Here is a 14,195-nt window from a genome sequence, read left to right on the forward strand (position 1 = left end):
AGCTTCAGTCGCCATCCTGGCCATTCAGAAACTGCTGGCTCAGCGCTACAAAGGTGTCTGTTTTCTCAGTATGTAACCAGTGCCCCGTGCCTTCAATAACCTGTACCTGAGCCGCGGGAAACAGCCGGTTGATTTCTTCGCGGTGTTTTTCCTGAATGTAGGCGGAATCTGCGCCCTTCAAAAACAACACTGGGCCCATGTACGGCGTACCTGCTTCGGGTGCAGCCGCTAAGTTGTCGTAACAGGCATCGATGGCCTCAAGGTTCAGTCGCCACCGGTACACAGGGCTACCCTTAGTCTGTTCTTCTTGTGGAATGCGCTCAAGATTCATCAGCAAAAACTGCCGAACACCAGGTACCTCAACAAACTCTGCCAACTGCTTGTCGGCATCTCGGCGGGAACGTACACAAGTAAGATCAACCTGCTTCATGCCCTCTAGAATAGCGTCGTGCCCAGGCTTGTAAGAGACCGGCGCAATATCGGCAACAATTAACTTCTCAACCCGCTCCGGCGCTTGCAACGCAACCTGCATAGCAACCTTGCCACCCATTGAATGCCCCAGCAGGCTGGCCTTATCAAGGCCCTGTTCATCCATGTACGCAAGCACATCCCCCGCCATAGATGGGTAGTCCATGGCGTCTGCATGGAATGAGCTACCGTGATTGCGCAGGTCCAGGCCGTGAACCTGCAATTCTCTTTGGAACTGCCGAGCGATAGCCCCCAGATTTTCCAACGCCCCAAAAACGCCGTGTAGCAAAATCAAAGGGGCGCCTTCTCCGGTAATTCTGTGGTTCAGTGTAGCGCTCATGGGCAGACTGTCTCCGTTAGGAATCACAATGTTTAGATGCCAATACATTAACATTGCCAGTCAGGTGAGCAAGGGGGAGAAACAGAGATGAACGATTTTTGCAGCAAAAAAAACCGGGCAGGGCCCGGTTTGAAGGTCATAAGCTTCGTTGCTGTGCACTCAGCAGTAGCACTCTCAGCAGTAATAAATACCGCGCAGGTATTCCGCCAGTGCGGCTACGTTTTGGCGCTCAAGCTCGGTATGGGGCACAAAAATATCATTCGTCATAAACACCTCCTGATAAACCTTCCATTACTTCAACATGTTCGTTAGATGATATCGTTGTAGAAGATAAAACCCGTTGACAGACTGTCCCACTCGCTTGACATTTTGTATCAGCATCCATGACAACTCGTTAATGAGCCGGCTAATGTGACTCCTGCGCCTACGGACACCACAACAACGCCCTCCGTTGCTGCATCCAGCACGCTGGCACTGGTTCACTACCTGAAACGCCAAGGTGTGCTGGATAGCCGGCGGGTTGAGCAGCTTATCGGCTTGAATATGTCGGCACTTGAGGATCCTGACAGGCGCGTACCTGCCCAAGCACACTACAAGCTGTGGGATCACGCCGAACACGTCACTGGGGACCCGGCTGTCGGACTGCACGCAGGCCAGGTTATCGACCCGGAGCGCATGGGGCTGGTGGGGCACGTATTCTTTAATTGCGACACTTTAGGCGAAGCGGTAACCCAGTACGTGCGCTTGCACAGGTTGATCAACGAATCGGTAAATCTGAGTTTCGAGCAGGTTGGCGAGCAGGCAGTTCTGACCTGGCAGGCGGATTCACCTAAGCATTACTGCCGCCAAGATATGGACCGCACTTTAGCGGCTGCGCTCTGCCGGACCCGGCACTTTATTTCTCCCGGAATACAGGCAGAATGGGCGGAGATTGCCCACCCGTGCCCGGATTACGCCGACAAATATGAAAATTTGCTAGGAGGGCCGGTAACCTTTGGGGCGATAGCAACACGGCTGGCATTCAACAGTCGCCACCTTAGCCATCCGATTCCCCACCGCAACCCCTATGTGTATTCTGCCGTGTTGCGGCAGGTCAACAGATTGCTAACGCGGCTGCAAACCCGGCGCTCATTTGGCCGAAAAATCCACCGGTTGATATCGCGCCAGATGTCTACCGAAAAAATTGACGCAGATACTTTGGCCCGGCAATGCCACATGAGTCGCCAAACGCTCTATCGGAGGCTTAAAAAAGAAGGACTAGGCTTTCATGAACTTGTGGAGCAAGTGCGCAAGGACAAAGCCCAGCGCTACGTCGCTTCCGATCATTACGCGCTGGGGGAGATCGCTTTTCTTCTGGGTTTTTCGGAACTCAGCGCGTTCAGCCGGGCTTTCAAACGCTGGACTGGCATGGCGCCGGCTCAATACCGCGCATCACACCTTACTCAGGACACCCATGAATGATGCCTGACACCTCATTATTGGCAATCGTTCTTGGCCTGTTCTACTTAGGCTCTGTTGCCTGTATTTATCGCATTCTGCTCACCTACCGCACCACTCAGGGCGCCATTGCCTGGATTATCAGTCTGCTGGCCTTGCCCTACGTCGCTGTGCCGCTATTCCTTGTATTGGGGCGCTCCCGCTTCGGTGGTTACGTAAAGGCTCGGCGCATGGGGGATCAATCCCTAACCGACCTACTTAATCGCTTTGAGCAGCAAACAACCTCGCTCTCCACACCCGAACAACAGCATCTTGATAAACAGCTTCAGGTGCTTTGCAGGCTCGGTCGGCAACCCTTTACCGAGGGCAACCGGTGCACTTTGCTACAAGATGGCGAAGCGACGTTTGAGGCGCTGATCAGAGCCATGGAGAACGCAACCTCTTATATTCTTCTTGAGTTCTACATTGTGCGCTCAGACAAAATTGGCCAGCGCATTAAAACCATTCTTGAGCGCAAACTCGCAGAAGGCGTGCAGGTATGGTTCCTGTACGATGAAATCGGCAGTGTCGGGCTGCCCCGCGCCTATCTGAAAGAGCTCTTAAAGGCGGGAGCTCGGGTTGCCTCTTTTGGTGATGGCAATATCCGACGCCGGCGGTTCCAGATAAATTTCCGCAACCACCGGAAATTACTGGTCTGTGACGGCAAGATAGGCTTTGTGGGAGGCATCAACCTGGGTGATGAATATCTTGGGTCGGTGATAGATCAGGAACCCTGGCGCGATACTCACTGCCGAATCGAAGGGCCCGCCGTGACCGGGCTTCAGCTTGCGTGGCTGGAAGACTGGAATTGGGCCAGCAATGAGTTCCCCGAGTTGGACTGGGCGCCCCAGGACAATATACCTGGCGATGAGCAGGTACTGGTGCTTCCTACCGGCCCGGCAGACACCTGGGAAACCTGCGCGCTGTTCTTTCTTAGCTGCATAAACAACGCCCAATCCCGCATCTGGATTGCCTCGCCGTATTTTGTTCCGGATTTCCAGGTGGTGAACGCATTACAGCTCGCCGCCCTGCGTGGGGTGGATGTACGAATCATTATCCCGGAAAAGTCAGACAGCCAGCTTGTCCGCTTAGCCGCATATTCCTATCTGGTTCAGGCCAGCCACGCAGGCATTGGGATTTACCGCTACCAACCCGGCTTTATGCATCAGAAGGTTGTTCTGGTAGACGATCATTATGCCGCCGTAGGTACCGCTAACCTGGATAACCGATCCATGCGCCTTAACTTTGAAATTATTGCCATCATCACATCTGAATCCTTTATATCCAAAGTGGATGCCATGCTCACAGAAGACCTTTCCCATTGTCGCAAGATGACCGAACAGGACTACGAGGGCCGCTCCATTTTGTTCCGGCTGACCTGCCGCGCGGTTCGCTTGTTGGCTCCGCTGCTGTAGTTACGAATGAACTAAGGCATGAGTTAGGCCGTGGGCGCTGGCACCGAAACAGGGGAGTGTGCGACTATCCACCCCTCATTCAGCCAACCAAGCCCAGCGAACATCATCCATGAAGGCCTTCAAACCCAAAGTAACACTGACCGAGCAGGTCGCCCGCCATATCGAAAACCTGATTGTGTTCGGCCAGCTTGATTCCGGCGAACGTATTTACGAAGCGGCCATGGCGAAAAAACTGGAAGTCAGCCACGGCTCCATCCGGGAAGGTCTTTTGCTCCTCGAAAAGCGCCATTTGGTGAAAAACGTGCCCCGCAAAGGCGCGTTTGTCACAGAACTAGACGATTATTTTGTGCGCAGTCTTTACGAAACACTGGAGCTCTACCTAACCCACACAGGCAAAAAGCTTGCCCGACAATGGCTGCCTGAGGATCTGGAGCGGATGGAACAGCTGAATCAGCAGATGGAAGATCACTTCAACAAAAACGATCTGATGGCGTTTCTCGATCTGGGCATTGAATACACCAAGGCTTCTCTGGCCTACGCCGAAAATTACTTTATTCTCGCAGCAATCGATGACCTATGGCCCTCCGCAAGGCGCTGCGCGTTCGTTGCCTTCAAGCGCGGTGGTAAACGTGTATTAGAAGACAACTTGGCACACATGCGGGAATCCATCAGTGCCATCCGGGACAGGGATGAAAACAGGCTGGTTTCCCTTCTCCACCGTTATGCCATCCAGCAGTGTCAGCAAGTATGTGAAGCTAATAAAACAGCTGTGTGAACAAAAAGCCAATATTCAAATATGCGACCCAGTTGTCTTGGTTGTTATCTGCACTCACGGGTTGTTTGATTCGTCATCCGCCAAAGAAAGATGCGACACGTCCGGCACCATCGGCGGTGGTAAATCCCGCTCTACGCCGATATCAGTGCCGGCCGGTGCCAGTGTCCAGTCATCAAGATGCTGGAACATGGGCGGCTCTACCTCCCCTGACTCAACCAACGTGACACCCACGGGATCCAGCCCAAGCGTTGACCCTGCGAGAATGTCGTCTACCTTGTCGCCTGCTACGTGCAAACGATCACCTGGCTCAACATTCAGAGCGCCAACGCGGGGCCGTGGGCTGGCCGGCGCGGAAGCAGGCGCCGGCTCAGGTGTCGTGCTAGCCGGCGGAGCAACGGGTGCTGGTTTTGCTTGGGACTGGCTACCCGGCATGGGCTGAACATAGGCCACCATGCCGTGCTTGTTTAGCACCGCGCGGTACTTTTCGGCCTGCTCTTCACCCAGCTTGTTCCGGATCACCACCGAGCCACCGCTGAACATGCGATCTACTTGCTCAACGCTGGCTTTGAACAGCACGCGGGCATTGTCCCGCGCTGTCGCCACATCAGTGCCGGGTGCACACTCACCCTTGAATACAAGCTGAAACATGGGTCTCTCTCCTGCTATCGATTATCGTTTCATGATAGTAGATAGAGCATCGCTAGGGGAGCCCTAAGCGCTCCACGCGCTGCTGCTAATTTGTGCAAACTGCAAACAATTGAAAAAAGTTAGCTAGACTCCGCGCAATAGACGACAGTCTTTGCAATAATCGATCTTAACGAATCCTTACACTCTGTTACACTCAGTCCAGAATGTCCTTCAGGGAAGCCCACACCATGAACATCCAGAATCTAACCCGTGCTGCAGCCATGGTAGCGCTATGCTCCGCGCCAGCCATCCAGGCGGAGAATCTGGACATCGTAATGAGTCAGGTGTTCGCCCAAGATCACGCAACTTACATCGGCTATGAAAGCATTGAACGCGAAGACATTCCCACTGCCTCGGCCCTTGAGCGCAAGTACCTGATCGTAGATTTCCGCCTTGCCGCCAATCAGCAGGCATCGGAGCAGCTCCAAACCAGCGTTCACAAAGTCTGCATGGCGCTGCTAAAAGACCGGGAACTGGTTCGCAGCCTGTCTGATTCTGGCTACGACATGGTCTCAGTGGCTTTTGATCGCCGCTCCCAGTTCGATTGCCTGTAGTTCCGCCCTATACCAAGCGGTAAGCCGGTTTACTCCGCTCGCCCCAGCAATTTCGGAAATGCTTCAAGTGCACTGTTAACTGCATCCAGATTGAATGCTTCTACGTCGGCCATCAGTTTCTCACCGTAGCGAGTCACCGATCGGGAGCGATAACGCTGCCCCCATTCCAACACACGGTGGGCAAACTCTCGCATTTCTTCCGGGTCACCGCTTTCTCGCACGGCCTCCCATTCGTCACCAAAATCTGCCGTCAGCTGTTCTCGCAGCCAGCCTCGCTCCTGAATACTCAGCGTTTGTGCCAGTAGCCGTTCGGATTCCTTGGTCTCGCCTTCGTCCTCAGCCTGTTCGCCGGTTACCACAACGTTAGGCAGCGTGAGAGTAAAAACAGACCCACGCCCTGGCTCACTTTCCATCTTCAACTCACCACCCATCATTCGCGCCAGTTTGCGACTGATAGCAAGCCCAAGGCCTGTACCCCCGTAACGGCGGGTGTTCTGCCCCTCCTGTTGCTCGAACGCATCAAAAATACGGTCACGCTGATCAGAGGGGATTCCGATACCTGAATCCTTTACCTCAACCGTGAGCCGGTAGCTCTGGTGTTCCGGAGTTACTTCGGTTTTATTCTGAACCGGCCGAACGGTGGCCCGTACCGCAACTCCGCCTTCATGGGTGAACTTGATGGCGTTACCTACAAGATTGAACAGCACTTGGCGAAAACGGGTTTCGTCCAACATCATGGCCACCGGCATATCTGAACCAACGCTCACTTCTAGTGTGATGCCCTGCTCCCGTGCCCGCAGATCAAATATGTGACGAACATCATCGAGAAGCCTGCGTACGGATACCGGCGAATAATCCAGCCGCATTTTCCCCGCTTCAATGCGCGAGAGATCCAGAATATCGTTGATCAGCATCAGCAAGCTGCGGCTGCCTGCCCGGATGGCATCCAAATAGTTGCGTTGCTGGGGGTCGGTAACGCTGTTGCCCAAGAGATCGCTGTAACCGATCACGGCGTTCATGGGCGTTCGGATCTCATGGGACATATTCGCCAGAAACTCACTCTTGGTTCGACTGGCCGCCTCCGCCTCCCGAGCCAGCCGCTCCGCTTCCAGTTTGGCAGCGCGTAGCTCATCCTCACTTCGGCGCAGGGCATTTTCAGAGCGGATACGCTCGTCCACCTCACGGGAAAGCTTTCGGTTCCAGTATAAGAAGATAAGCACGACCACAACGGCGATCAAAACAACCCGCCGCACCACGGTGTAATCGGCTTCTTGCTCAATATCGAGATGAATCCACCGGTTGTATATGGCCTCGGTATCGGCAGGTTTGAGACTGCCAAGCGCCTTATTGAGTATTCGGTGAAGCTCCGGGCTGTCTTTGCGAACCGCGAGCCGGAGATCGTACTGATAGGGCGTGATACTGGTAATTCGCAGGTTAGAAAGGCCTAGCCTGGCAACCGTATAGCTGACCGCCGGAATGTGGGTCACCATCACATCGAGATCGCCATTGGAGAGGGCTAGCAGGCCATCTTCTACCGTTGCCAGCGGGTAAAGATCCAAGTTCGGGTGGTTTATAAGCAGATAGTCATGCGCCGCGTGGCGGTTGACCACCCCCACTCGCTCACTGCGCAGCTCCCGTAAATCGCCGATAAAACGTCCATCATCCCGGATAGCCAGTGCAATCGGCACGTTCACATAGGCCCGGGTGAACAGGAATGACTCCTCGGTTCGAGGTGTGCGCGACAAACCGGGCAAAATATCCACCTCACCGGAAACAAGTGCTTGCTCTGCAACTACACGGTTTTCCAGAATCTTGTTTTCAAACCGCGCACCCAGTTGGTTTTCCAGGCGCGCAACAAGATCAGGTACGAGGCCGGTGGGTCGACCGTCTTGTTCATATTCAAACGGCGGCCAGTCAGAGCGATAGGCAACCTTGAGGGCAGGATGACGTTCAAGCCAGTCAACATCGGATGCGGCCAGCTCTACACCGTTTTGCTCCAACGCCGAGAGGTCCACCTCCAGCCATGATTGCCGGATAACCCGGTGTTCGTTGTGACTGATCGCGCCTACGGTTTGGTCAAGAACCCGAAGCAGGGGCTCGTTGCCCTCATCCACCTGAAATACCACATCCACTGATTTTTGATCCAACAGCACCGACAAACCAATACCGTTAATCATGGCTGACTGAAGGTAGTCTGAGACGACCGGCACCGGGCCCAGAAAGGCATCGGCTTGGCCGGACAATACATGGCTGACAGCTTCCCCCAAGCTCTGAACCGGCACCGGTGTAAAGCTCTCAACAGAATCAAGCATGGTGTACTGGTTAGGGTCACCTTCCACAACCGCTATGCGGCCACTTTCCAGATCCGCCAGTGAACGGATTGTGGAATCGCCCGCGCTGATAAACAAGCCATAGGTAAGTGTCATTAACGGACCGGTATAACGCTTGCCTTCAGGCGCTGGAGTACCTGGCACCCTGGTGGTAAGGAACGCATCGGTTGCAGGCTGGTCTGGCACCGGGCCAGCATTGATTCCTGAGCTGATGACAACAGGCTCAATCAGGAGGCCAAGCTTGTCAGAAAGCCGGGCAAGGTAGTCGATGTAGGTTCCGGCCAGATTTCCGTTCCCGGTATCAAACACCAGCGGTATCTGGTCTGCGCGTAAGCCAATCCTGAGCACTTCCTGCTCACTGACCCATTGCAAATCCTTGCTACCCAGCACCGGTGCTGGTGACGCCTGGGGGGGATCTGCCTGTGCTGGGGATTGAATAGCCAGCAACAGCCAGTATGATAGAAACAGAAGGATGGCCTTCACGGGATAGCCTCAGGGGTTGCGCTGCATTTCTGGATACAATACCTGCAAATAGACAGGTTCTGTACTAGCCGATTGGCTGACTGACTTTGACGCAATTACGGCCCGCATCTTTGGCAACGTAAAGCGCACGATCTGCCCGCTCAAAGACCGATTCTTCGGTATCCCCAGGGGCGAAGGCAGCAAGGCCAGCAGAGAAGGTAATCGTTACAGGCTCGCCCCCGAAATGAAACGGCAAGGCACTGATGTGTGACCGAAGCTTATCCATCACGATTTGAGCATCTGCGGCTAGGGTTTCCGGAAACAACAGCACAAATTCCTCACCGCCAAAACGGGCGACAAAGTCCGTGTTGCGCAGCCGATCCATAACCTCCTTCGCTACAAGCTGAAGCACCCGGTCACCGGCCTTGTGCCCATAGGAATCGTTTACACGTTTAAAAAGATCGATGTCCAGAACGCCAACGGCCAGTGGGTACTGATATCGCTTCCAGCGGTTGAACTCAAAAGATAGGCGTTCCTGCCAAGCTTCACGATTGGGTAGCTGCGTCAGCAGGTCGGTCATGGCTCGTTCACGCTCCTTGCGAACCTGTCCCTGCATTTGTTCCGAGTGCGCCTCCATAACCGCGACTTTTTCCTGCATGGCGTTCAGCTGCTCGGAAAGCAATTTCTCCCGCTCCGTTTCTTCAACCCGAAAATGGCCAACCGCCTGACCAATGGATTCAAGGTGGCTACTGACTGACTGCTTCAGCCCATGGGTATCGTCACTGGCTTCAATGTGTCGGCCAACCTGTTCAATCTCTTCGCGGATGTTACGGTCCAGGGTTTCTGCTGCGGCCTGTCGGCCCGTCTGTGCCGATGATTGCACTGAAAAATGCTCTTGCAGAACCTCAAGGCGTTCATCAAGGCGTTTGAGAAAGGCTTCAAACTCCCTCTGGCCGCGGGTTACGGCGGCAACAATGAGATCGGCCACTTGGTTCAGCCCGTCTCGCAACTCATCCCAATTATCACTAGCGAGGAGGGCCGTCTGCAGGCTTCTCGCTCGTTTTTCGGCGTCTACTTCCAGAGAAACCTGGCTGAGCAACTGGCCCAAGAGGTGTCCGACACGCCTGGCGATCCGGAGTCGCTGGCTATGGAGGCCTTCAAAATCCCCGTCGTCTGCCACATCACTGTCATCCGCCGCCTCAATCACAGACTTTGGCTCAGGTGCGATGTTCATAGAAGGTTCAGGCTGGCTTTCATGTTTAGGGGCGGGCATGTCGTCCAGAATGGCGACTTGGCGGTCGATCTGCTCTTGCAGCTCTCGCCAGCTTTTCACATCCACCTTTTTCTTGCGCAAATCGGATCGAACACGCTCAAGCAGGCTGTCCAGCTTTGGTGTCTGGCCTTCGGAGGCGAGGCTGGTGCGCACAAGCATGCGCTCCAGCGTATTGCGCTCGGCCTTCCACTGTTCTTCCCGCTGCTCTGCAGTCTCAAGCTCCTGGAAGTACTTGTTTTTCCAGGTTTGATCCGATGACATCACTCGCTCCCCTTCTGTCCGGAATTCTGATCGCCGTTGTCTCGCGGGCTACGTCGGCGTGCCCTCGGATGGCTCTGGTCGTAAACCCGGGCCAAATGCTGAAAATCAAGGTGAGTATAGACCTGTGTGGTGGCTATGTCCGCATGGCCTAACAATTCCTGAACCGCCCGCAAATCGCCGCTGGACTCGAGCATATGGCTGGCAAACGAATGCCGCAACATGTGTGGGTGAAGCTTCTGGTCAGCCCCTTTGACAACACCCCAACGGCTAAGGCGAGCTTGGATGCTACGGTGACTGAGACGGTCACCCCGGCGGCTTACAAACAAGGCGGTTTCGGTCTGCGGCGCCAATTCTGCTCGAATAGGCAACCACTGAGCTATGGCTTCTAGCGCTTTCCGACCGACAGGGAGTATGCGTGTTTTGTCGCCTTTGCCAGCTACCCGGGCCTCGCCCGATTTGCGGTCAACAGCATTGAGATCCAGGCTGGCCAGTTCCGCCAGGCGCAAGCCGGACGAGTACATTAATTCAAACATACACCTATCGCGCACTTCTAGCGGATCATCTGGGGTGGCATCGAGAAGATAATTGAGCTGATCCACATCGGCCACGCCGGGCAGGCGCCGACTGCTCTTCGGGGGCCGGATGTCCAGTGCCGGGTTGTCAGTGGCCAGCCGTTCCCGTAACAAATACTGATAAAAGCGCCTGATGGCCGACAGATGTCGAGCTATGCTGCGACCGCTTAAGCCTTGGCGACTAAGGTTTGCAACGTAGCGACGCAGATCATAGCCGCCAACCGCCCGCCACTGGGTGTGGTTCTGCTCCACAAGCCAAGCCGCAAGCCGTTGAAGGTCGCGCTGGTAACTGTCGCAGGTTCGGGGCGAATGGCGTTTTTCGGATGCCAGGTGTTGGATGAAGTCTGTCATGTGCCCGCTCAGCTCATCAGGTATCTGAGCCTGCGCGGGCGCAGCGATCACTCTAGCGGGACTCAGTCGCAAGATCGGCTACCGGAACGGCCGAGGTGTGGCGCCTAACCATTGGCGGCAGAAGCCTGCTGAGTGTGTCGCTGATATAACTGAGAAACAGCGACCCCATGCTCTGATCAAAGTAGCCAGGCTGGCAACTGCCAATCGCCAAAACGCCGACCAGTTCATCGTGGCGCAAAGGCACCAGAGCGACCGACGCAATGGGCACATCCCGATCTGGGAACAGGAACTCTCGCTCGCTATCGCGGAACTGACCGCAGACTGCTTTGCTGCCTTCCAAAAGATTACCGAGTCGCTTATGGGCCTCTGCTGGGCTCACCACATGCAACGCGCCCTGACAGCTGCTAGCAACGTCTGCATCGGTAAACAGGATCACCGATGCGGCATCAAGCCCAAAGTCGCCACGAATGCTGTCATCAATGGCGGATGCCATATCAATGAGATTGCGGGCTTCAATTACCTGCATTAGCAGGCGCTTGCTCTTTTCAAACAGGCGATCGTTGTGGCGGGCGATGGACACCAGCTCCACCAATTCGTGGCGTAGCGTGTCCCTTTGTTCGCGAAACAGGTGTACTTGGCGTTCAACCAGAGAAATAGCCCGACCACTGTCATGGGGCAACGTCAGGCTGCGCAGAAGCTCATCCTGATCGACGAAAAAGTCAGGGTTGTTCTTCAGGTACTCAGCCACCTCTTCCCGGGTGAGCTCACCGGCCTTCTGGTGGGCCGTTTGGTCTGTCATCGTGCTCTCCTGACTGTCAGATCCGTTGTTTATGTGGGCGGCTAGGCTTTCGGCGCCGGCTACCACTTGAGTCACCAGGCAATCTCAACTGCCCTTCAAATACGTTTGTAGCAGGCCCCTCCATCATAACAGGCGACCCTTCACCCTGCCATTCAATGACCAACCGGCCCCCTCGCAAGTCCACGTCCACGCGGTTATCGAGAAGTCCGCGAAGGCGCCCGGCGACTACCGCCGCGCACGCACCGCTGCCACAGGCAAGGGTTTCGCCCGAGCCGCGCTCGTACACCCTCAAGCGTACATGGCTCCGGCTAATTATTTGCAGAAAGCCGATGTTAGCCCGAGATGGAAATCGCGGATGACTTTCCAGGCGCGGCCCAAGCTCTGCGACCGGCGCCGCGTCCACATCTTCAACCATAATAACGGCGTGAGGGTTGCCTATGGAAACCGCGCTGAGCTCAACTGTTTCCGCTCCCGCCTCCACCATGTACGTATTTTTGCGATGTTCTGCAGCAAAGGGAATGGCCGATGGATTCAGCTCTGGCACTCCCATATTGACCATCACTATGCCGTCTTTGACCACCCGTAACTCAATCACTCCACCGGCGGTTTGAACGCGTATGACTTTTTTATTGGTGAGGCGCTGATCGCGGACGAACTTTGCGAAACACCGGGCGCCATTGCCACACTGTTCAACTTCAGAACCGTCGGCATTGAATATCCGATAACGGAAATCCACATCGGGCTGCCCCGGAGGCTCCACGACTAACAATTGGTCAAAGCCAATACCCACATTACGATCCGCCAGCTCCCGAATCATTTCGGGGCGTAGCCACAATGGCTGACTGATGGCATCAACCACCATAAAATCGTTGCCCAGCCCATGCATTTTACTGAAACGGAGCAGAGGCCCCTGATTACGCCGCGGCTGGCTCATCTCCTGTCCATCATTCATTCCGGCAGGCAGTTTTCTGGCGCGAGCTGATCCTCGATCGTCTCGCGACGACGAACAACGTGTACGTCTTCACCGTCAACCATAAGCTCCGGCGGGCGATTACGGGAGTTGTAGTTGGAGCTCATCACGAAGCCATAGGCCCCTGCAGAGCGCACTGCCAAGAGATCTCCTGTCTTGAGTTGGAGTGGCCGGTCTTTGCCGAGAAAATCTCCGGTTTCACAGACCGGGCCAACCAAATCCCAGATTTTCTCTTCGGCATCCTGGTGGGGTTGAACGGGAATGATGGCCTGCCAGGCACTGTACAGCGCCGGGCGAATCAAATCGTTCATGGCAGCATCGATGATTGCGAAGTTACGATGCTCGGTGCATTTCAGAAGCTCGACCTGGGTAATCAGTATGCCGGCGTTAGCCGCAATGGAGCGGCCCGGCTCGAGAATCAACTCCAGCTTACGGTCGCCAATACGCTCATCCAGAGCCCTGACGTATTCGGAGGGCTGAGGCGGCTGTTCATCATCGTAGGTCACCCCCAAACCACCACCCATATCCAGGTGCCGGATGTGAATGCCGTTATCGGCCAGAGCGTCGATCAGTTCCAGTACGCGATCCAGCGCATCCAAGAACGGAGAAATCGATGTAAGCTGCGAACCAATGTGGCAATCCACACCTTTGATATTCAGGTTCGGCAGTGTTGCAGCCCGGGCGTAAACAGCCAGTGCCTCAGTTATATCAATTCCGAACTTGTTCTCTTTCAAGCCAGTAGAAATATAAGGGTGGGTTCCGGCATCAACATCGGGGTTCACACGCAAAGAGACGGGAGCAATGACTCCCAGTTCACCAGCCACCGCGTTAAGCCGGTCTAACTCGGCGTCAGATTCCACGTTGAAGCAACGAACGCCTGCCTCCAGAGCCCGGCGCATCTCCCATTCCTGTTTACCTACACCGGAAAACACCACCTTGCTTGCGTCGCCACCGGCACGAAGAACACGCTCTAGCTCCCCGGCGGAGACAATGTCGAAACCGGCACCCAAGCGCGCCAACACGTTCAGAACCGCCAGATTGCTGTTGGCTTTGACGGCGTAGCACACAAGGTGCGGGCGCTCTTTCAGGGCATCATCAAAGGCCCTGTAATGGCGCTCCAGAGTCGCTCGGGAATATACGTAAGCTGGCGTACCAAAGCGTTCGGCAATGGAAGAGACAGGCACATCTTCGGCGTATAGCTCGCCGTTACGGTAATTGAAATGATCCATTTGGTTCCTGATTTGTTTAGCGGTGCCTGGTATAAGCAGGACTATTCAGCGCTTGAATTACGGTCATCTGGACGCTCATTTTGTGTCCCGGCGGCGGTTGCTTGCCCGGCAGGCTCGGATGATGCTTCCGGGTTATCCCGGTATAACGCCCCCTTTTGGCCGCAGCCGCCAAGTGCAGCCGCCATAACCAGAATCACAACTGGCAGTGTCCACGCGCGCATACTTGCCACCCC

The 14,195-nt window shown here is 55.1% G+C and carries 13 protein-coding genes; 4 read left to right on the forward strand and 9 right to left on the reverse strand.

Annotated features, from left to right (window positions below; genetic code table 11):
• Positions 1-4: 4 nt before the first annotated feature.
• Entirely contained in the window at positions 5-808 is an 804-nt protein-coding gene (locus tag CPH80_RS12780; RefSeq protein WP_096278327.1) for an alpha/beta fold hydrolase, read from the reverse strand.
• A gap of 411 nt (positions 809-1,219) precedes the next feature.
• Between CPH80_RS12780 and CPH80_RS12785 the strand changes: the two genes are divergently transcribed.
• From CPH80_RS12785 to CPH80_RS12795, 3 genes are all read left to right on the forward strand, one after another.
• A complete protein-coding gene (locus CPH80_RS12785) occupies positions 1,220-2,269 on the forward strand; it encodes an AraC family transcriptional regulator (RefSeq protein ID WP_096278329.1) in 1,050 nt (349 codons plus the stop codon).
• Positions 2,269-3,699 (forward strand): cardiolipin synthase, encoded by a 1,431-nt coding sequence (gene cls / locus CPH80_RS12790; RefSeq protein WP_096281599.1) that lies wholly within the window; start codon positions 2,269-2,271, stop codon positions 3,697-3,699. The genes CPH80_RS12785 and cls overlap by 1 nt, the downstream gene beginning before the upstream one ends.
• 109 nt (positions 3,700-3,808) lie before the next feature.
• Positions 3,809-4,474, forward strand: coding sequence for a GntR family transcriptional regulator (locus tag CPH80_RS12795; protein WP_096278331.1), 666 nt, complete (start codon positions 3,809-3,811; stop codon positions 4,472-4,474).
• Between the two features lie 54 nt (positions 4,475-4,528).
• On the opposite strand, the gene CPH80_RS12800 is transcribed toward CPH80_RS12795, so the two are convergent.
• Positions 4,529-5,122: a hypothetical protein gene (locus CPH80_RS12800; RefSeq protein ID WP_096278332.1), complete on the reverse strand. Its 594-nt coding sequence runs from the start codon at positions 5,120-5,122 to the stop codon at positions 4,529-4,531.
• A gap of 227 nt (positions 5,123-5,349) precedes the next feature.
• Between CPH80_RS12800 and CPH80_RS12805 the strand changes: the two genes are divergently transcribed.
• Positions 5,350-5,715: a hypothetical protein gene (locus tag CPH80_RS12805; protein ID WP_096278334.1), complete on the forward strand. Its 366-nt coding sequence runs from the start codon at positions 5,350-5,352 to the stop codon at positions 5,713-5,715.
• Positions 5,716-5,744: 29 nt separating this feature from the next.
• Here the strand turns inward: CPH80_RS12805 and CPH80_RS12810 are convergent, their stop codons facing one another.
• From CPH80_RS12810 to lptM, 7 genes are all read right to left on the reverse strand, one after another.
• The gene (locus tag CPH80_RS12810; RefSeq protein ID WP_096278336.1) at positions 5,745-8,528 is read right to left on the reverse strand and encodes an ATP-binding protein; all 2,784 of its coding nucleotides are present in this window, start codon (positions 8,526-8,528) and stop codon (positions 5,745-5,747) included.
• Between the two features lie 64 nt (positions 8,529-8,592).
• Positions 8,593-10,041 (reverse strand): GGDEF domain-containing protein, encoded by a 1,449-nt coding sequence (locus CPH80_RS12815; RefSeq protein ID WP_096278338.1) that lies wholly within the window; start codon positions 10,039-10,041, stop codon positions 8,593-8,595.
• Positions 10,041-10,964: a tyrosine recombinase XerC gene (gene xerC, locus CPH80_RS12820; protein ID WP_172898602.1), complete on the reverse strand. Its 924-nt coding sequence runs from the start codon at positions 10,962-10,964 to the stop codon at positions 10,041-10,043. Before xerC ends, CPH80_RS12815 begins: the two co-directional genes overlap by 1 nt.
• Positions 10,965-11,016: 52 nt before the next feature.
• A complete protein-coding gene (locus tag CPH80_RS12825) occupies positions 11,017-11,763 on the reverse strand; it encodes a DUF484 family protein (protein ID WP_096278340.1) in 747 nt (248 codons plus the stop codon).
• Positions 11,764-11,779: 16 nt separating this feature from the next.
• Positions 11,780-12,697, reverse strand: coding sequence for a diaminopimelate epimerase (gene dapF, locus CPH80_RS12830; RefSeq protein ID WP_096278341.1), 918 nt, complete (start codon positions 12,695-12,697; stop codon positions 11,780-11,782).
• A 14-nt stretch (positions 12,698-12,711) separates the two neighbouring features.
• A complete protein-coding gene (gene lysA, locus CPH80_RS12835; protein ID WP_096278343.1) occupies positions 12,712-13,962 on the reverse strand; it encodes a diaminopimelate decarboxylase in 1,251 nt (416 codons plus the stop codon).
• Positions 13,963-14,003: 41 nt separating this feature from the next.
• Positions 14,004-14,183, reverse strand: a complete 180-nt coding sequence (gene lptM, locus CPH80_RS12840) for an LPS translocon maturation chaperone LptM (protein ID WP_101469555.1) — start codon at positions 14,181-14,183, stop codon at positions 14,004-14,006.
• Between the last annotated feature and the right edge of the window lie 12 nt (positions 14,184-14,195).

This window comes from Marinobacter sp. LV10R510-11A (assembly GCF_900215155.1).
Taxonomy (GTDB): domain Bacteria; phylum Pseudomonadota; class Gammaproteobacteria; order Pseudomonadales; family Oleiphilaceae; genus Marinobacter.